Source organism: Paraclostridium sp., assembly GCF_051656405.1.
Classification (GTDB): Bacteria; Bacillota; Clostridia; order Peptostreptococcales; family Peptostreptococcaceae; genus Paraclostridium.
The window spans coordinates 1-19639 of sequence record NZ_JBOGBV010000072.1; the positions used below are offsets into that span (position 1 = coordinate 1).

General features: G+C 28.6%; 19 protein-coding genes. All 19 read left to right on the forward strand.

Annotation, left to right across the window (positions count from 1 at the left end):
• A partial coding sequence (gene aroQ / locus ACRDDE_RS11625; protein ID WP_438627486.1) for a type II 3-dehydroquinate dehydratase occupies positions 1-422 on the forward strand: 422 nt, incomplete at its 5' end.
• Entirely contained in the window at positions 412-1479 is a 1068-nt protein-coding gene (locus tag ACRDDE_RS11630; RefSeq protein ID WP_438627488.1) for a M24 family metallopeptidase, read from the forward strand. The genes aroQ and ACRDDE_RS11630, both read left to right, overlap by 11 nt.
• Before the next feature lie 22 nt (positions 1480-1501).
• On the forward strand, positions 1502-2059 hold the full coding sequence (efp, locus tag ACRDDE_RS11635) for an elongation factor P (protein ID WP_021429540.1): 558 nt from the start codon (positions 1502-1504) through the stop codon (positions 2057-2059).
• A gap of 90 nt (positions 2060-2149) precedes the next feature.
• Positions 2150-2587 (forward strand): CD1247 N-terminal domain-containing protein, encoded by a 438-nt coding sequence (locus tag ACRDDE_RS11640; protein ID WP_438627490.1) that lies wholly within the window; start codon positions 2150-2152, stop codon positions 2585-2587.
• 364 nt (positions 2588-2951) lie between these two features.
• Positions 2952-3653, forward strand: coding sequence for a ribonuclease III (gene rnc, locus ACRDDE_RS11645; protein ID WP_438627492.1), 702 nt, complete (start codon positions 2952-2954; stop codon positions 3651-3653).
• A gap of 1 nt (position 3654) precedes the next feature.
• Positions 3655-4725 (forward strand): elongator complex protein 3, encoded by a 1071-nt coding sequence (locus tag ACRDDE_RS11650; protein WP_438627494.1) that lies wholly within the window; start codon positions 3655-3657, stop codon positions 4723-4725.
• A gap of 26 nt (positions 4726-4751) precedes the next feature.
• Positions 4752-8309 (forward strand): chromosome segregation protein SMC, encoded by a 3558-nt coding sequence (gene smc, locus ACRDDE_RS11655; protein ID WP_438627496.1) that lies wholly within the window; start codon positions 4752-4754, stop codon positions 8307-8309.
• A gap of 9 nt (positions 8310-8318) precedes the next feature.
• Positions 8319-9614, forward strand: a complete 1296-nt coding sequence (gene ftsY / locus ACRDDE_RS11660) for a signal recognition particle-docking protein FtsY (protein ID WP_438627498.1) — start codon at positions 8319-8321, stop codon at positions 9612-9614.
• Positions 9615-9715: 101 nt separating this feature from the next.
• Positions 9716-10084: a YlxM family DNA-binding protein gene (ylxM, locus tag ACRDDE_RS11665; protein ID WP_021429599.1), complete on the forward strand. Its 369-nt coding sequence runs from the start codon at positions 9716-9718 to the stop codon at positions 10082-10084.
• Positions 10081-11433, forward strand: coding sequence for a signal recognition particle protein (gene ffh, locus ACRDDE_RS11670; protein WP_021429709.1), 1353 nt, complete (start codon positions 10081-10083; stop codon positions 11431-11433). The genes ylxM and ffh overlap by 4 nt, the downstream gene beginning before the upstream one ends.
• 40 nt (positions 11434-11473) lie before the next feature.
• Complete coding sequence (gene rpsP / locus ACRDDE_RS11675) at positions 11474-11746, forward strand: 30S ribosomal protein S16 (protein ID WP_021429667.1); 273 nt, start codon at positions 11474-11476, stop codon at positions 11744-11746.
• Positions 11747-11769: 23 nt separating this feature from the next.
• Positions 11770-11997 (forward strand): KH domain-containing protein, encoded by a 228-nt coding sequence (locus ACRDDE_RS11680; protein WP_021429642.1) that lies wholly within the window; start codon positions 11770-11772, stop codon positions 11995-11997.
• 87 nt (positions 11998-12084) lie between these two features.
• Complete coding sequence (gene rimM, locus ACRDDE_RS11685) at positions 12085-12600, forward strand: ribosome maturation factor RimM (RefSeq protein WP_438627500.1); 516 nt, start codon at positions 12085-12087, stop codon at positions 12598-12600.
• Positions 12601-12615: 15 nt separating this feature from the next.
• The gene (gene trmD / locus ACRDDE_RS11690) at positions 12616-13308 is read left to right on the forward strand and encodes a tRNA (guanosine(37)-N1)-methyltransferase TrmD (protein WP_021429662.1); all 693 of its coding nucleotides are present in this window, start codon (positions 12616-12618) and stop codon (positions 13306-13308) included.
• 106 nt (positions 13309-13414) lie between these two features.
• Positions 13415-13759, forward strand: a complete 345-nt coding sequence (rplS, locus tag ACRDDE_RS11695; RefSeq protein WP_021433783.1) for a 50S ribosomal protein L19 — start codon at positions 13415-13417, stop codon at positions 13757-13759.
• 145 nt (positions 13760-13904) lie between these two features.
• Positions 13905-14810 carry a ribosome biogenesis GTPase YlqF gene (gene ylqF, locus ACRDDE_RS11700; RefSeq protein ID WP_438627502.1) on the forward strand — a complete coding sequence of 302 codons (906 nt, stop codon included), beginning with the start codon at positions 13905-13907 and terminating at the stop codon, positions 14808-14810.
• Positions 14811-15134: 324 nt separating this feature from the next.
• On the forward strand, positions 15135-16457 hold the full coding sequence (gene brnQ / locus ACRDDE_RS11705) for a branched-chain amino acid transport system II carrier protein (RefSeq protein WP_438627503.1): 1323 nt from the start codon (positions 15135-15137) through the stop codon (positions 16455-16457).
• A 172-nt stretch (positions 16458-16629) separates the two neighbouring features.
• Entirely contained in the window at positions 16630-18756 is a 2127-nt protein-coding gene (locus ACRDDE_RS11710; RefSeq protein ID WP_438627505.1) for an adenosylcobalamin-dependent ribonucleoside-diphosphate reductase, read from the forward strand.
• Positions 18757-18848: 92 nt separating this feature from the next.
• Positions 18849-19616 carry a ribonuclease HII gene (locus ACRDDE_RS11715; protein ID WP_438627507.1) on the forward strand — a complete coding sequence of 256 codons (768 nt, stop codon included), beginning with the start codon at positions 18849-18851 and terminating at the stop codon, positions 19614-19616.
• The last annotated feature ends 23 nt before the right edge of the window (positions 19617-19639 follow it).

The following is a 19639-nucleotide window of genomic DNA, read 5'->3' on the forward strand; positions in this document are numbered from 1 at the left end:
GTCCTAATTTAAATATGTTAGGAAAAAGAGAACCTGATGTATATGGGAAAAATACATTAGAAGATTTAGAATATAGCATAAAACAAACATTTAAAGATACTATTGATTTTGAATTTTTTCAAAGTAATCATGAAGGATGCATAATAGATAAATTACATGATGCAAATTGTAATTTTGATGGGATTATTATAAATCCTGGAGCGTTTACACATTATAGCTATGCTATAGCAGATGCCATAAGATCTATTAGCACCAAAGTAGTAGAAGTACATATATCAAATGTGCACAAAAGAGAAGAATTTAGACAAAAAAGCGTAACAGCTAGTGCATGTATAGGACAAATTACAGGATTTGGATTTTATGGATATATTTTAGGGGTAAATGCAATAATAAATTGTGAGGTGGGTATAGGTGAAAAATAGAGTTTTAAAATTAAGAGCAGAGATGGAAAAATTAAACTTAGATGCAATTTTAATTGAAGAGTCTAAAAATAAAAGATACATATCTGGATTTACAGGAACTGCTGGGTCTTTAATAATAACTAAAGAAAAAAACATATTATTTACAGATTTTAGATATACACAGCAAGCTAAAAATCAAACAGAAGATTTCGAAATAGTGGAAATATCTAGAACAAACCCGATCACAAATTTCTTAAAAGAAATGGATATGAAAAGACTAGGATTTGAAGATGATAAAATGAGTTTTTCAACATATTCAAATTATAAAGAAGCTTTATCTAGTACAGAAATGGTTCCGCTAAAAGGATTAATGTTAGATTTAAGAGCCATAAAGTATGAAAAAGAATTAGATGTTATAAGACAAGCTTCTAAAATTGCAGATAATGGATTTAAATATATATTAGGATTTATTAAGCCAGGAATGAAGGAAAGTGAAGTAGCTTTAGAACTTGAGTTTTTCATGAGAAAGCAAGGTGCAACTGGAGTATCATTTGATTTTATAGTAGCATCAGGAAAAAGATCATCTATGCCTCATGGAGTAGCTAGTGATAAAGTTATAGAGTTAGGCGATTTCGTAACAATAGATTTTGGATGTGTATATAATGGATATTGTTCAGATATGACAAGAACTATAGTTGTAGGAAAAGCTAGTGAAAAGCAAAAGGAAATATATAATATAGTATTAGAAGCTCAATTAAAGGTTATAGAAGCTGCGAAAGCTAATATGAGCGGAATAGAACTTGACAATATCGCAAGACAATATATAATTGAAAAAGGATATGGTGATAAATTTGGTCATGGCTTAGGACACGGAATAGGCCTTGATGTACATGAACTTCCAAATGTTAATACATTGGGAGAAAAGTTATTAAAGCCTAATATGGTTATAAGTGATGAGCCAGGTATATACATAGAAGATTTTGGTGGTGTAAGAATTGAAGATCTACTTATAATAACAGAAGATGGATGTGAAGTATTAAATTCATCACCGAAGGAATTAATAGAATTAGAATTTTAAGTATAATTATGGAGGGACACATATGGTAACAGCAGGTGATTTTAGAAAAGGTGTAACGTTTGAGAAGGATGGTCAACCATGTTTAATAGTTGATTTCCAACATGTTAAGCCAGGAAAAGGTGCTGCGTTTGTCAGAACTAAGTACAGAAACTTAAAAACAGGAGCAATAAGAGAAGAAGCTTTTAACCCAAGTGACAAGTTCCCTAAAGCTCATATAGACACTAGACAAATGCAATATCTATACAACGATGGTGAGTTATACTACTTCATGGATAATGAAACTTTCGAGCAAATACCACTAGACTATGAAAAAGTTGAAGATGCAATTAAATTCTTAAAAGAAAATGAAACTGCAACAATAAGATTCTACCAAGGACAACCATTCCAAGTAGAAGCTCCAAACTTTGCAGAACTTGAAATAGTTGAAACAGAGCCAGGAATCAAAGGAGATACTGCAAGTAACGTTACTAAGTCAGCTACAGTTGAAACTGGTGCAGTAGTTCAAGTACCTTTATTCATAAATACAGGAGATAGAATAAAGATAGATACAAGAACTGGAGAATATTTATCAAGAGTTTAATGATTTATGAATATAAAAGCTTATATATCTAATAATAGATATATGGGCTTTTAAATTTATACAAAAAAATAAGGAAAGTGAGGGATTTTAATGAAATATTTATATGAAGAAGTTGCATACTTAAAAGGTCTTGCAGAGGGATTAGAAATAAGTAAAGAAACAAAAGAAGGCAAAATAATAAATAAAATAGTAGATGTTTTAGAAAGTTTTGCAGATGCAATAGTGGAATTAGAAGAAGAACAAATAGAACTTATAGATTATGTAGAATCTATAGACGAAGATTTATCAGATATAGAAGATGATATATACGAAGAAGAAGATGACGACGATGAAGATGATGATGAAGAATATAACTACATAGAAATGGAATGTCCTAATTGTAATGATTTTGTAGAGATAGATGAGGACTTACTATATAATGAAGACATAGATATAGTATGCCCTAATTGTCAAGCAGTTATATTATCGGCAGAAGATGAGTGTGAATGCTCAGATGAATGCATATGTGATTGTGATGATGAAAAATAAAACTATATAAGTAAAGAATTTATAGAGCCTATGAAGTTATATAAGATTCATAGGCTTTTTTACGCCTAATTAAATGACACTTACTAAAAAGTTATGGATAGTTTATGGCACTTAGTTATAGCTATATTAAATGTTTTGGGCGTAAAAAAGCTTTTTGAGCAACGGACTAAGTCGTTGGTGATATGAACGAAGTGAATTTTTACGCCTAATTAAATTACATTTACTAAAAAATCATGGATAACTTATAACTCTTAGTTATGCTAATATTATATATTTGGGCGTGAAAAAGTTTATATTATGTTTTGCAATAATTTTAGAAAAATAGTACACTATAGTCTATAGATATTTAAATGGAGGTAAATAAATGAAAATAAAATCAAGTATATTAGTTAATATATCAAAATTTGAAGATATTATTAAATATAAATTTAAAAATAAAAAATTTATATTAGAGGCATTAACACATAGTTCATACTCTAATGAGAATAAATCTTATTTATTCAATGAAAGATTAGAATTCTTAGGAGATTCAGTGCTAGGAATAGTAATAAGTGATTATTTATTTCAAAAGGAACAAGATTTACCAGAAGGTGAGTTAACAAAATTAAGAGCCAATATAGTTTGTGAAGAGTCTTTAAGTGATGTTGCTAAAGAAATAAATTTAGGAAGTCATATTCTTTTAGGAAGAGGAGAAGAAGCTACAGGGGGTAGAGATCGTATATCTATATTAGCCGATGCATTTGAGGCTGTAATAGCTGCAATATACCTAGATGGTGGAATTGAAAATGCAAAAGAATTTATATTAGATCACATGGAAGCTATAATTCAAGACTCTATAAAAGGAAGAATCTTCAGAGACTATAAGACTCATTTACAAGAGGTTGTACAAAGTAAAGGGGAAAGTATAATTTCATATAACTTAGTAGAAGAAATTGGACCAGATCATAATAAACGATTTGTAATGGAAGTTACCCTAGACGGTGAAGTTTTAGGAATAGGAGAAGGGAAGAGCAAAAAAGAGGCAGAACAATCAGCTGCAAAACAAGCATTAAGAAGGATGATTTAATATGAAAAAGAGAATTATACCTATATTTGTGCCTCATAGGGGATGCCCTCATGATTGTATTTTCTGTAACCAAAAGAAAATTACTGGAGTAAGCACAGATATTACAAGTGAAGATGTAAGAAATATAATTGAAGAATATTTAACTACAATAGATAAAGATGCAAGTATTGAAATAGCATTTTTTGGAGGTAGTTTTACTGCTATAGATATGGATATTCAAAGAAGCTTACTTTCTGTGGCTAAGGAATATGTGGATAAAAATATCGTAGATGATATAAGGATGTCTACGAGACCTGATTGTATAAATGATGAGATACTAACTATGCTAAAAGAATATAAAACAAGTGTTATAGAACTTGGAGTTCAATCTTTAGATGAGGAAGTATTAATAGATAGTGTAAGAGGCCATAGTGATGAAGATGTATTTAAAAGCTCAAAGCTTATAAAGGATTATGGTATAAATTTAGGATTACAGATGATGGTAGGATTACCATCAGATACGGAAGAAAAATGTATAAAAACAGCAAAAAAATTTATAGAATTAAAACCGGATTGCGTAAGAGTATATCCAACTTTAGTAGTTAAAGAAACAGGTCTTGAAAAGCTATTAAAGGAAGGTAAATATAATTCATTTACACTTGAGAAGAGTATAGATATAGTAAAAAAAGTTTTGGCTTTATTTTACGTAAACAATATAAATGTAATTAGAGTTGGATTACAAGCAACTGAAGATATAGCGATAGGAAAAGAAGTGCTTGCAGGTCCATACCATCCAGCTTATAGAGAGTTAGTTGAAAGTAAGATGTATGGAGATTTTATTGAGCACTTAATTAAAAAATATGATGTTAAGAAAAATTTAGTAGTTTTAGTTAACAAAAGAAATGTATCTAGAATATTAGGAAACAAAAAATCTAATGTAATAGAAATAAAAGAAAAATATGATGTTTTATTAAAAACTAAGGAAGCAAATTTAGATATAAATGAATTAGAATTTGTATTAGATGATGAAAAAACTATAAAGTTTGATACAAAAGAAATATATATGAAATTAAGCGATATATACAACCTTTAGTTTTATTTTGAAGGGAGAGAAAGGTATTGTATTTAAAAAGATTAGAGCTTAAAGGATTTAAATCCTTTCCAACTAAAACAGATGTGATTTTTAATGAAGGTATAACAGCTATAGTTGGGCCAAATGGAAGTGGAAAAAGTAATATATCAGATGCAGTAAGATGGGTATTAGGGGAGCAGAGTATAAAAAGTTTAAGAGGCGATAAACTAGAAGACGTAGTATTTGCCGGAACAGACACAAAAAAAGCAATGAACTATTGTGAGGTAGCATTAACTATAGACAATAGTGACAAAAACTTAGACATAGAATATAGTGAAATTACTATAAAAAGAAGAGCTTACAGAAGTGGGGAAAGTGAGTTTTTCTTAAATAATAAGTCTTGTAGATTAAAGGATATAAAAGAATTACTATTAGATACAGGAATAGGTAAAGATGGATATTCTATAATAGAACAAGGTAAAGTTGATGAAATTTTAAGTAATAATCCTGTAAATAGAAGAAAAGTATTTGATGAAGCTTGTGGAATATCAAAATATAGATATAAAAAACAAGAAGCGGAAAGAAACTTAAAGAATACAAAAGAAAACTTAAATAGAATAGAAGATATATATGTTGAGATAGAGAATCAGTTAAAACCTTTAGAAACTCAACAGAAAAAAGCTATAAAATATTTAGAAATAAAAGAAGAGTTAAAAAAGCTTGAAGTAAATAGCTATATAAGCGAAATTGAAGAATTAGAGGTTCAAGTTGAAGAAACACTAAATCATGATAAAGTACTGAAAGATCAAATGGTTTTAGTTAAATCTAAAAAAGAAACTTTAGAAAAATCTATAACTGATTGTGATGAGGAACTTGAAGAAATTGATGTGAAAATAAACAAAACTATTGAATATATAAACACTATAAAAGGTGTAATAAACAAAAAATATTCAGAGCTTAGCGTTCTTAATGAAAAGATAAAAAATTGTAACAATGATATACAAAGATATACAAATGAAATTAGCTATATAAACAAAAAAATAAATGATGATAGTTTAGAATTAAAAAAATTAAATGAAAGTAAAGACATTGCTTTTAAAAATTTGAAAGATATAGAAAATAGAATAGATGAAGTTGAAATAAAGAATAAAGATAAAAAAGAAAGCATAAACAAAGTAAGTCAAACTATTGAAACTTTAAAAGATGAAATAATAAACTTACTGGATGTTAAACAAAATAGTGCAAATAAATTATCTACTTTAAATGCAAATATTGAAAATATAGAAAATAGAACTAAAACTATAGATATAGATATAGAACATATACAAAAAAATATATGTAATAAAAAAGATGAAATATCAAAATTTAATTCTCAAAAACAAGAAAAGTTAAGTTTAATAGAAAATTTAAAACAAGAATTTGAAGATATTAATAAAAAGGTAAATTCTCTAAAAACAGAATATGAAAAAATGAGTAGTGATATACAAGGCTCTAAACTTAAAATAAATGAATATAACTCTAAATTAAATATATACACTGATATGGAAAAACACTATGAAGGATTTAATAAAGGTGTAAAGGAAGTATTAAAGAATAAAAATTTAGAAGGTATATATGGAGCATTAGGTCAGGTTATATCATCTAGTCAAAAATATGAAAAAGCACTAGAAGCATCTCTTGGAAGTTATATGCAAAATATAATAACTAAAGATGAAAATAGCGCTAAAAATGCTATAAATTACTTAAAGAAAAATAATTTAGGAAGAGTTACATTCTTACCTTTAAATATAATTAAATCTAATAAAATAGATAAAAATGCAATAAAAAGCAGTACTAAATACATAGGCATAGCCAGTGAATTAGTTAAGTTTGATGAAAAGTATAAAAATATAATTGAAAATGTTTTAGGAAGAACTATAGTTATAGGAAGCATGGATGAAGCTATAAAGTTTGCTAGAGAAACTAATCATAGATATAAGGTTGTAACTTTAGATGGAGAAATTCTAAATCCAGGTGGATCTTTAACTGGAGGAACAGTAAGAACTAATGGAAATATACTTTCAAGAAAAAGATTGATAGAAGAGTTTAAAGAGAATATAGAAAAAGAAAAAGAAAAACTAAATTCATTAGAACAAGAAAAAATAAGTTTAAGAGGTTCTATAGATTCGAACATTATAAAAATCGAAAAAATAAATAATGAATTACGTGAAAGTGATAAAAATGTAGTTGTTATTAATGCAAACATAAAAAGTGCGAATGATGAAGTTTTAAATTTAAACAATAACTTAAACAAATTTGAAAATGAGAAGTTGAGTTTAGGTGAAAACTTAGAATATACACTAACAAAAACTAAGTCATTAAAAGAAAATATAAATGAAATAGAACAAAAGCATCTATTAAACAAAAATGAAATAGACACATTAACTTCAAAATTAAAAGAAATAAATGATGGTTATGAAGTAGATAAAAGCAGATTTGACGATTTAAATATAGAATATGCTAAATTAAATCAAATTCACCAAGCTACAATAAAGGATATAGATAGAATTCAAAAAGAAATAAAATCACAAAATGATGTTCTTAGAACTACAAAAGAACAACTTGAAGAAAGTAAATCTAATACTGTTAAAATTCAAGACCAGATTAAAATTGAAACTTCAGAAAAAGAAAACTTGGAGAAGCAAATTATAGATGAAAATAAAAAATTAAGTCTGCAAAAAGAACAAAAAGATTCTATTAAGAAAAATAGAGACAATATAACTACTGAATCTAAAAATATAGATAGACAGTATATAGAAGTTAAAGAAAGTTTATTTAAGATAGAAAATAAAATAGAAAGACTAAGATCATCTAAAGAAAATTATATAGCTAAACTTATAGAAGAATATGAATTAAGTCTAGAGGAAGCAAAGGCATTAAAAGATGAATCTGTAGTTATTGATAAAAAAGAGCTAGAAAACCTAAAAAGACAAATAAAAAGTCTTGGAAATGTAAATATAGACTCTATAAAAGAATATGAAGAAATAAAAGAAAGATATGATTTTTATAGTGAACAAAAGAAAGATTTAGAAGAATCTATAGAAGTTATATATAAACTTATTAAAGAACTAGAAGAAAATATGAAAAGAGAGTTTAATGAAAACTTTATTTTAATAAATGAAAACTTTAAAGTTGTTTATAAAAAATTATTTGGTGGAGGAAATGGAGAACTTAGAATAGTAGATAAAGATAATATTCTAGAAAGTGACATAGAAATAGTAGCTCAACCACCTGGAAAGAAAATGAAAAATTTAAATCTTTTATCAGGAGGAGAAAAAGCACTTACTGCAATAAGTATATTATTTTCAATAATATTAGCTAAGCCAACTCCGTTTTGTATACTAGATGAAATAGAAGCCCCACTAGATGATGCAAACATATATAGATTTGGAGAGTTTTTAAAAGAACTATCTAAAGATACCCAATTTATATCTATAACTCATAGAAGAGGTACTATGGAGGTTGCAGACTATATATATGGAGTTACAATGCAAGAAAAAGCAATCTCTAAGGTTATAAGCCTAGATCTAAAAGAAGCTAAAAAATTAACTGAAGATATAATATAAGGAGGCAAAATGTTTAAGAAGTTATTCAAATTTGGAAAGAAAAAAGAAGAAGCTGTAGTTGAAGAAGATATTCAAATAGAAGAAGTTAGTGAAGAATCAGCTACTGATGAAGAAGAGCAAAAAGAAGAACTAGTAGAGTCTAAAGAAGAAAACAAAGAAGAAACTGTAGTTGAAGGTGCAGAGTTTAAATTAGAAGAAAAACATCATTTAGATGAAGAGTCAGAAAATAAAGAAGAAATAATAGAAAATAAAGAAGAAATAATAGATATTGACAATGAAGATAAAATTGAACAAACTTCGCTAGAAGAAGTAGAAGAAGTAGAAGAAGTAGAAGAAGTAGAAGAAGTAGAAGAAGTAGAAGAAGTAGAAGAAGTAGAAGAAGAAATTACAAAAGAAGGTTTATTTGTAAGACTTAAGCAAGGACTTACTAAAGCTAAACAAGGAATAACAGATAAAATTGATGCTGTTTTAAATTCATACACTACGATAGATGAAGATCTTCTTGAAGAACTTGAAGAGATACTAATAACAGCAGATGTTGGTGTAAACACTACTATGGAAATGATAGATGGACTAAGATATGCTATAAAAACTAAAGGTATTACAGATCCTTTAGCTGTAAGAGGTGAGTTAAAAGCTGTAATATGTGATATGTTAGGTGAGGAAGATTCTAAATTAAACATAGAGCCTGGTCCGACTATAATATTAATGGTAGGAGTAAATGGAGTAGGTAAAACTACTACAATAGGTAAGCTAGCTAATAGATACACTAAAGAAGGTAAAAAAGTAATCCTTGCAGCAGGCGATACATTTAGAGCAGCAGCTATAGAACAACTAGAAGTATGGGCTAACAGAAGTAACGTGGATATAATAAAGCACCAAGAAGGAGCTGATCCAGGAGCTGTAATATTTGATGCCGTAAAAGCAGCTAAAGCTAGAAAAACAGATGTATTAATTTGTGATACAGCAGGAAGACTTCATAATAAAACTAACTTAATGAATGAGTTAGGTAAAGTATTCAAAATAGTTGATAGAGAATATCCAGAAGCGCAAAAAGAAGTTTTACTAGTTGTAGATGCTACAACAGGTCAAAATGCGGTATCTCAAGCTAAAACATTTAAAGAAGTAGCTGATATAACGGGAATAGTTTTAACTAAATTAGATGGAACAGCAAAAGGTGGAGTTGTCTTAGCGGTTAAATCTGAAGTTGATGTTCCTGTGAAACTTATAGGTGTTGGAGAGAAAGTAGAAGACTTACAAGATTTCGATTCAAAAGCATTTATAGATGCGTTATTTGGGAACTAATTAGCTTTTTAAAATAACTGTTGACAACTTTATTAGTATGATATAAAATACAATGTGTAAAGGAATTAACCTTTACAGTAAAGCAAGTGGGAAGTGTAATAATGAATCTAGAAAAATTAGTAGAAATTGGGTTGTTATTTGAACAATACAAAATGCTTCTAACTGATAAGCAAAGAGAAATTGTATCACTTTATTACAATGAAGATTATTCTCTTGGAGAAATCAGTGAAAATCTAAGTGTTTCAAGACAAGGAATATATGATACATTAAAGCGTTCTGAAAAAATTTTGAAGGATTATGAAGCAAAATTAGGCTTAGTTAAAAAGTCAAAAGAACGTGAAAAAATTACACAAGACATATATAATAAAGTTGTTGACATTAAACAAGATTTATTGCAAAATAGAGATTGTGCTAATTTAATCCCTAAGGTAGAAAATATAGAAGATTTATGTAGGGAGATGTTAAAATGATATTTGAAGGATTAGCAGATAAACTACAGGGCGCTTTAGGTAAATTAAAATCTAAAGGTAAGCTTACTGAAAAAGATGTTAAAGATGCTATGAGAGAAGTTAAGCTAGCTTTATTAGAAGCTGATGTTAACTTTAAAGTAGTTAAAGACTTTGTTAAGAAAGTTCAAGAAAGAGCTGTTGGACAAGATGTTATGGAAAGCTTGACACCAGCACAACATGTTATAAAAATAGTTAATGAAGAACTTACAAGTTTAATGGGTGATGTTCAAAGTAAAATAATGATATCGCCAAAGCCACCAACAGTTATAATGATGGTAGGTTTACAAGGTGCAGGTAAGACAACTACATCTGGTAAGCTTGGAGGATACTTTAAAAAGCAAGGTAAGAAGCCCTTACTAGTGGCTTGTGATATATATAGACCTGCAGCGATAAAGCAATTACAAGTTGTAGGTGAAAAATTAGATATACCAGTGTTTAGCATGGGAGATAAAGAAAGCCCAGTAAATATTGCAAAAGCTGGATATAATCATGCAGTAAAAAATAACCACGATTTAGTTATAATAGATACAGCTGGTAGACTTCATATAGATGAGACTTTAATGGAAGAGTTACAAAATATAAAATCTGAAGTTAAGCCACACGAAATACTATTGGTTGTAGACTCTATGACAGGACAAGATGCAGTTAATGTTGCTCAAAGCTTTAATGATGCTCTTGGGGTTGATGGAGTAGTTTTAACTAAACTTGATGGTGATACTAGAGGTGGGGCAGCACTTTCAATAAGAGCTGTAACACAAAAGCCTATAAAGTTTATAGGTATGGGAGAAAAGCTAGATGACTTAGAGCCTTTCCATCCAGATAGAATGGCATCTAGAATATTAGGTATGGGAGATATCCTAAGCTTAATAGAAAAGGCTCAAGAAAATATAGATTTAGAAAAAGCTAAGGAGTTAGAAAGTAAAATCAAAAAGCAAGATCTTGATTTTGAAGATTTCTTAGAGCAAATGGAACAAATTCAAAAGATGGGTCCTTTAAATAAAGTAATTGAAATGATTCCTGGTATGGGTCAAGTCAAAGATCAACTTGGGGACATCGATATGAATAATAAAGAAATTGTTAGGACTAAGGCAATCGTACAGTCTATGACAATAGAAGAAAGAAGAAATCCTAGTATCTTGAATGCTTCAAGAAAGAAAAGAATAGCAAGAGGTAGTGGTACTAGTGTTCAAGATGTAAACAGACTTATAAAGCAATTTGATGAGATGAAAAAAATGATGAAGATGTTTACAGGAACTCAAAAAAGCATGAAGAAAAGGGGAGGCTTTGCCGGTTTACCTTTCTTTAAATAATAGAAAACAAAAAAGATAAAAATTTTTCGGAGGTGTCGATATGGCAGTTAAAATAAGATTAAAAAGAATGGGATCAAATAAAAAACCTTTCTACAGAATAGTAGTAGCAGATTCTAGAGCTCCAAGAGATGGAAAGTTCATAGAAGAAATAGGATTCTACAATCCAATATCTCAACCAAAGCAAGTTAAAATAAACGATGAGAAAGCTGTTAAATGGTTAGGATGTGGAGCACAACCAACTGATACAGTTAAAACTTTATTAGTTAACAACGGAGTAATGGAAAAGTTCGAAGCTTCTAAGCAAGCTAAGTAAATTTCTGTTAGGAGTGAATTGATATGAAAGAGCTAGTACTAGATATAGCAAAGGCTCTTGTCGATAATCCAGAAGCAGTTGAAGTAGAGGAAACTTTTAATGATGGAGAAACTATCTTAAAATTAAAAGTTGCCCCTGATGACATGGGTAAGGTTATCGGTAAGCAGGGTAGAATAGCTAAAGCTATAAGAACTGTTATAAAATCTGCTTCAAATAGAGACCACAAAAAGGTTACTCTTGAAATAATATAAAGGATTAGGTATTAACCTAATCCTTTTTGTATATACTTTGTATATATTGCGCAAAGATAAAGCATAATTTTTAAAGAAGGTGAGATTATGGAAAATAAATTAACTCATTTTAAAATAGGACAAATAGTAAAAACACAAGGTTTGAAAGGTGAAGTAAGAATTTACTCCACAACGGATGATATATATAGATATGATGACTTGGATACTTTTTATATAGGAAAAGACCTTAATACAGAATATAAAGTGCAAGATGTTAGATATAAAGGTAACTTAGTTATAATGAAAATAAAAGGAATAGATACAGTAGAAATGGCTGAAAAGATAGTTAACAAAAATATCTATGTATCTAGAGAAGAGTCAAAAGAATTAGATGAAGACGAGTTCTTTATTGCTGATATGATTGGTATAGACGTTTATACAGTAGATAATAAACATGTAGGTGTATTAGATGATGTTTTACAATATGCAGCTAATGATGTTTATGTAATTAAAGGTGAAGATAATAAAGAATATCTTATACCAGCTGTTATGAAATTTGTACCTGAGATATATATAGAAGAAAGAAAAATGATAATAGACCCTATAAAGGGAATGTTAGATTAATTTTAAGGTGATATTATGAGATTTCATATAATGACGCTATTCCCAGAAATATTCAATTCTTATATGAATGAGAGTATAATGAAAAGAGCTGTAGAAAAAGGTATTATTGAAGTAAACATATACAACATAAGAGACTTTTCTACTAATAAGCATAAAAAGGTAGATGATTATCCTTTTGGAGGTGGAGCAGGAATGGTAATGACTCCACAACCAATATATGATACATATAAACATATTATAGACAAGTTTGATATAAAAGATCCTAGAGTTGTATATTTAACTCCTAAGGGTAAAGTTCACAATCAAAATATAGCTAGTGAAATGTCAACATTTGAAGATGTAATACTTTTATGTGGTCACTATGAAGGAATAGATCAAAGAATTATTGATTCTATAGTTACTGATGAAATATCTATAGGAGATTATGTATTAACAGGAGGCGAACTTCCTGCACTAATTCTTATAGACTCAATTTCAAGGCTTATACCAGGTGTATTAAGTCAAAATGAATCCTTTGAAGAGGAATCATTTAAAGATGATTTATTAGAGTACCCTCATTATACTAGACCTAGAGAATTTATGGGAATGGAAGTTCCAGAAGTTTTACTATCTGGAAACCATAAGAAAATAGATGAGTGGAGACATGAGAAATCTATTGAAATAACTAAAGAAAGACGTCCTGATTTATACAAAAAAGCTTGTAAATAAATAGGACATATAGTATAATAAAATCTGTTGAAAAAATAAAACGGGCGTTCCTCTGCTTACAAATGGTCAAGTAATTAAGAGCGTCTATGATACCAGGAGGATTAAAATGAACGAAATATTAAGATCATTAGAGCAAGAGCAATTAAAAAATGAAGTTCCTAACTTTGGACCTGGGGACACTGTAAAAGTACACGTTAGAATAGTTGAAGGAAAAAGAGAAAGAATACAAATATTCGAAGGTGTTGTATTAAAGAGACAAGGTGGAGGAGCTAGAGAAACTTTCACTGTAAGAAAAATATCTTTCAACGTTGGAGTAGAAAGAACATTCCCTGTTCATTCTCCAAAATTAGAGAAGATAGAAGTAACTAGAAAAGGTAAAGTAAGAAGAGCTAAACTAAACTACTTAAGAGGTAGAGTAGGTAAAGCTGCTAAGATAAAAGAAGCTAGATAATAAACTTTACTATACAGGGGACTGAGATTTCAGTCTCCTTTTTTACTATTAATTAGATTAAAATAAATTTTTATAAATATAAATATAAATTATAAGTTTAGATAAAATAATTTGTGTTTTTAATATTAGAAAAAGGAGAAAATATATGAAAATACAAAGAATGACAGATGAATATTTAAGAGATGATAGTTTGCATATAAACTGGTATCCAGGGCATATGAAAAAAACTAAAGAATTAGTAAAAAACAATTTAAAATTAGTCGATGTTGTTGTAGAACTTTTAGATGCAAGAATACCACTTAGTAGTAGAAATCCTGATATAGATAGATTTGTTGGAGATAAACCAAGAGTTGTAGTTTTAAACAAAAGTGATATATCAGATCAAAATAAATTAAACCAATGGGTTGATTATTACAAAAAAAGAGGGATAAAAGCCATACCAGTAGATACTTTAAAGGGAAAAGGCGTAAATAAAATAATAGAAGAATGTAAAAATGAAACTAGAGAAAAGATGGAAGCTTTAGTTAAAAAGGGAAGAATAGAAAGACCTATAAGAATAATGATAGTTGGAATTCCAAACGTAGGTAAATCTTCTCTTATAAATAAGCTTACAGGAAGAAAAAGTACTCAAACAGGAGATAAGCCAGGAGTAACTAAAGGTAAGCAATGGGTTAAGTTAAAAGGTAACTTAGAGCTATTAGATACTCCAGGTATATTATGGCCTAAATTTGAAGATGAAGAAGTGGCTTTAAAATTAGCATTTTGTAGAGCTATAAAAGATGAAGTTTTAGATGTTGACACTTTAGGTCTTAAATTAATAGATAAATTAATGGAAATAGAACCAGAAAAATTAAAAGAAAGATATAAATTAGACGAGCTTGGAGAAACTCCTATAGAAACTATGGATAAAATAGGAATTAAAAGAGGTCTTATTTTGAGAAAAAATGAATTGAATTATACAAGAATTGCAACAACAGTTCTAAATGAATTCAGAGATGGGAAGATGGGAAGAATAACTTTAGAAGTACCTAAAGATATGATTGACTGTTAAAGCTGTGTTAATAAATAGAGATTAGATAAAAAAATAGAATCCTTCAAAGTCAGTGTTTTCACTGTAAAGGGCCTGTTTTTATAAAGTCTAAACTCTATTTTTTTTCATTTATAGGTAAGCTATAAAAAAAAATTTTTATGACAAAAATTTAACTTAAAGGCTGAAATATTTGGAATAACTTAACCCTAGAAATATATAGATTTAGACTGAATATTCATAATATTTTGTATATTGACAATATTATTGACAGTTAGAAAGATCTATCATATAATATTTTCAGAATATTTAATCTAAATAAAAAGAAATTTTTTAGGGGGCTTTAATATGAAAAATACGAACAAAGATATAATTATAGTGGGATTTGCGCTTTTTGCTATGTTCTTTGGAGCAGGAAATCTTATCTTCCCACCATTTTTAGGACTTATATCTGGTGAAAGTTGGATGACGGGATTCTCAGGATTTATATTAGCTGATGTAGGGTTAGCATTACTAGCTATAGCAGCAGCAGCAAAATGCGGTGGAGACGTTAATAAAATTTTAGGAAGAGCAGGTAAATCGTTATCAAAAGTTGTAGGAATAGCTATAATGATTTGTCTAGGACCTTTATTAGCAATACCTAGAACAGCAGCTACAACATTTGAAATGGGTGTACAACCTATAATAGGAAATGCTGTATCTCCAGTAATATTCTCTATAATATTCTTTGCAATAGTGTTATTACTTACAATAAGACCATCTAAGGTTGTAGATATAATAGGAAAAGTGTTAACACCAGCATTACTTGTTGCGTTAGCTCTTTTAATAATAAAAGGTATAATAACACCATTAGGACAAATAAGCCCAGACACTTTAGTAGACAACGTATTTTCAAATGGAGTATCACAAGGATATCAAACAATGGATGCGTTAGGAGCAGTTGCACTTTCAACTATAATAATTGCATCTTTACACAATAAAGGATATGAAAGTAACTCAGAAAAAGTGAGTTTGACAATAAAAGCAGGTATAGTAGCAGGAGTAGCTTTATGTTTTGTTTACGGAGGACTTACATTCTTAGGAGCAACTATATCTCAAAGCTTTGCAGGACAAGATATAAGCACAATATCTCAAGCTTCATTAATAGTTGGAATAACAGAACAATTACTTGGATACCCAGGTAAAGCTATACTAGGAATAATAGTAGCTCTAGCTTGTTTAACAACAGCTATAGGATTAACATCAGCTACAGGTCAATACTTCACTAAAATTACTAATAATAAATTAAAATATGAAGTAGTAGTAATAGTTGTATGTGTATTCAGTGCTGTAGTATCTAACTTTGGAGTTGACACTATAATTAAATTCTCAGCACCAATACTTGATATGATTTACCCAGTAACTATACTATTAGTAATAACAACATTATTTAAAGATCAAATTAAAAATGATAATGCTATAAAAGGTGCAGCATATGTAACTTTAATAATAAGTATATTAGGTGTAGTTAATTCATTAGCTAAGACTTATGGATTACCAGTACACATACCATTCTTAGAAGTATTACCATTTGCTAAGATAGGATTTAACTGGATAGTACCTGCAATAGTAGGTGGAATATTAGGAAACTTTCTTAAAACAAGTAACTGCATGAGTGTAGAATATGAATAATGTAGGTTAATAGAAGGAAATATAAAGTCATTGATAAAATTATCAATGACTTTTTTTATTCTGAAAATAAGTTATAATATCTAAATTAAAAATATATAAATGATGTTTAATACAGTAGTCAAAGAGTGTATTTATATAAGGAAACTTTTAATATATACGTTGGAGGTATAGTATGAAAAAAATCATAAAAAGAGATGGCAGTATAGAAAAATTTAGTAAAATAAAAATTGCAGATGCAGTTTATAAATCTACAATAAATAGTGAAAAAGGAATAGATAAAAATTTAGGAAATGAAATAGCCAATAAAGTTGAGGAAATTTTTAAAAATAGTTATAAGTCTTTAAATGTTGAAGAAATTCAAGATTTAGTAGAAATATTGCTTATGGAATCTAATAGAAAAGATGTGGCAAAACATTATATTTTATATAGAGAAAAAAGAGCTAACATAAGAAAAAAACCTTGGGATATGGATGAATTACAAAAATCTATATGGAAAAACAAGTATAGATATAAAAAAGAAAACTTTGATGAATGGATAAACAGAATATCTGCTAAAAATACTAGAATAGCAAAGTTAATAAGACAGAAAAAATTTCTATTTGCAGGTAGAATTTTAGCTAATAGAGGATTATATAAAGATGGATTAAAAGTTACATACTCAAATTGCTACGTTTTAGAACCACCAAAAGATAATTTAGAAGATATATTTGATACAGCAAAAAAACTTGCAAGAACATTTAGTTATGGTGGTGGAGTTGGAATTGATATATCTAAATTAAGACCTAGAGGAGCTAAGGTTAATAATTCTGCTAAAAATACAACTGGGGCAGTTTCATTTATGGAATTATATAGTATGACTACAGGATTAATAGGTCAAAGAGGCAGACGTGGAGCGCTTATGATTTCAATGGAAGTAAGTCATCCAGATATAGCGGATTTTATAGATATAAAAACAGATTTAACTAAAATAACAAAAGCTAATATATCAGTGAGAATAAATGATGAGTTTATGAAAGCTGTTGAAAATAATGAAACTTACAGATGTGAATTTATAGTAGAAGGAAATAATGAACATGTTATAAAGGAAGTAGATGCTAAAAAGCTATTTATGAAATTATGTAAAAATAATTGGGACTATGCAGAACCAGGAATATTATTTTGGGACAATATAAAAAAACATCACCTTATGAGTGAAGACAAAGAATTTGTTTATGCGGGAGTAAATCCTTGTGCAGAAGAACCTCTACCAAGTGGAGGAAGTTGTTTACTAGGTTCTATAAATTTAGCTGAGTTTGTAATACAACCATTTGGTACAAGTGCTACATTTGATACTAATAAATTTAAAGCGTGTGTTAGAGAGTCTGTAATAGCTCTAAATCAAGTTTTAGACGAAGGGCTTGACTTACATCCATTACAAGAACAAAAGATAAGTGTTGATATATATAGACAAATCGGATTAGGTGTTATGGGTATAGGGGATATGCTTATAAAAATGAATATGAGATATGGGTCTGATAAATCAATAGAACTATGTAAATTTATAGCTAGGACTATGTTAAATGAAGCAGTTAAACAGTCGTCATTACTAGCAAAAGAATATGGTACATTTAAAGGATATAAAAAAGAAGCTATTTTAAAATCTAAATTTTTCAATGATAATATAGATGATGATATAAAAGAATTAGTTAAATTATATGGACTTAGAAATTCCCAACTTTTAACTATACCACCTACTGGATCTATATCTACTATGTTAGGAATGAGTGGGGGAATTGAGCCTATATTTAATATTTCTTATATAAGAAAAACTGAAAGTTTACATGATGAAGATGTATATTACAAAGTATATACTCCTATAGTAAAAGAATATATGGATTTAAAAAATATAACTGATGAAAAAGATTTACCTGATATATTTGTAACGGCTATGAATTTAGATTATGAAGATAGAATAAAAATGCAACAAGCATGGCAGCAATATATTGATGCATCAATTTCATCTACTATAAATATTCCTTACGAAACAACGATTGAAGATGTGTATGAAATTTATATTAAGGCTTGGAAACATAACTTAAAAGGAGTAACTATATTTAGAGATGGATGTAAACGAAGTGGAGTACTTATAAATGAGAAACCTAAAAATGAAAAAGAAGAAAATGATTTGAAAGAAGAAATATGTGTAACTGAAGAGAATAAAAATGAAAAATTTATATGTCCAGAGTGTGGGAATGAACAAATGGCAAATACAGGAGGCTGTAGTATTTGCTTAAAGTGTGGATACAGCGGGTGTAATTAATAAAATTTAAAATTAAAGTGCTTAAATTTATATTAAGCACTTTAATTTTTTGATAAAATATAAAGTAAAGATAAAAAATAAGGAGAAAAAAGATGAAAGATAAAAGTGTTAAGGAAATAAATGCTATTATTGACTCGATAAGCACAGATGAGTATTTAAAGTATATAGACATATTAAAGGATGATGAGAGAAAATCAGTTAAAAATATAGCTATAAAATTAGCTAAAAAGTTAGATAAAATAAGAGCGGAAAATGAAAGATTAGAACTTATAAACACATTTGAAAATGAAGGATATGAAAAAGGATATACATATATTGGAGGAATAGACGAAGCAGGTAGGGGGCCACTAGCAGGTCCTGTTGTTGCGGCTGTTGTGGTTTTTAAACCAGGAACTAAGATAGAAGGTATAAATGACTCTAAGAAATTGAGCGAAGCTAAAAGAGATGAATTATTTGATGTAATAAGAGATCAAGCTCTTGATTATGGAATAGGTATAGTTCAAAGGGAAGAAATAGATGAATATAACATATTAAATGCAACGTATATGGCTATGAAAAAAGCTATAAACTGTTTAAAGAAAGCTCCAGATTATTTATTAGTTGATGCGGCACATGTGCCAGATGTGAGTATAGATCAAAAGTCTATTATCAAAGGAGACTCTAAATCTATATCTATAGCTGCTGCTAGTATATTAGCAAAGGTTACAAGGGATAGTATAATGTATGAATATGATAAAATGTATCCTGAGTACGGGTTTGCGTCTCATAAAGGATATGGAACAGATCAACACTATAAAGCTATTAGAGAGCATGGAATTATAACTATACACAGAAGAAGCTTTTTAAAAAATATACTATAGTGATATAATTTAATTATAAACTA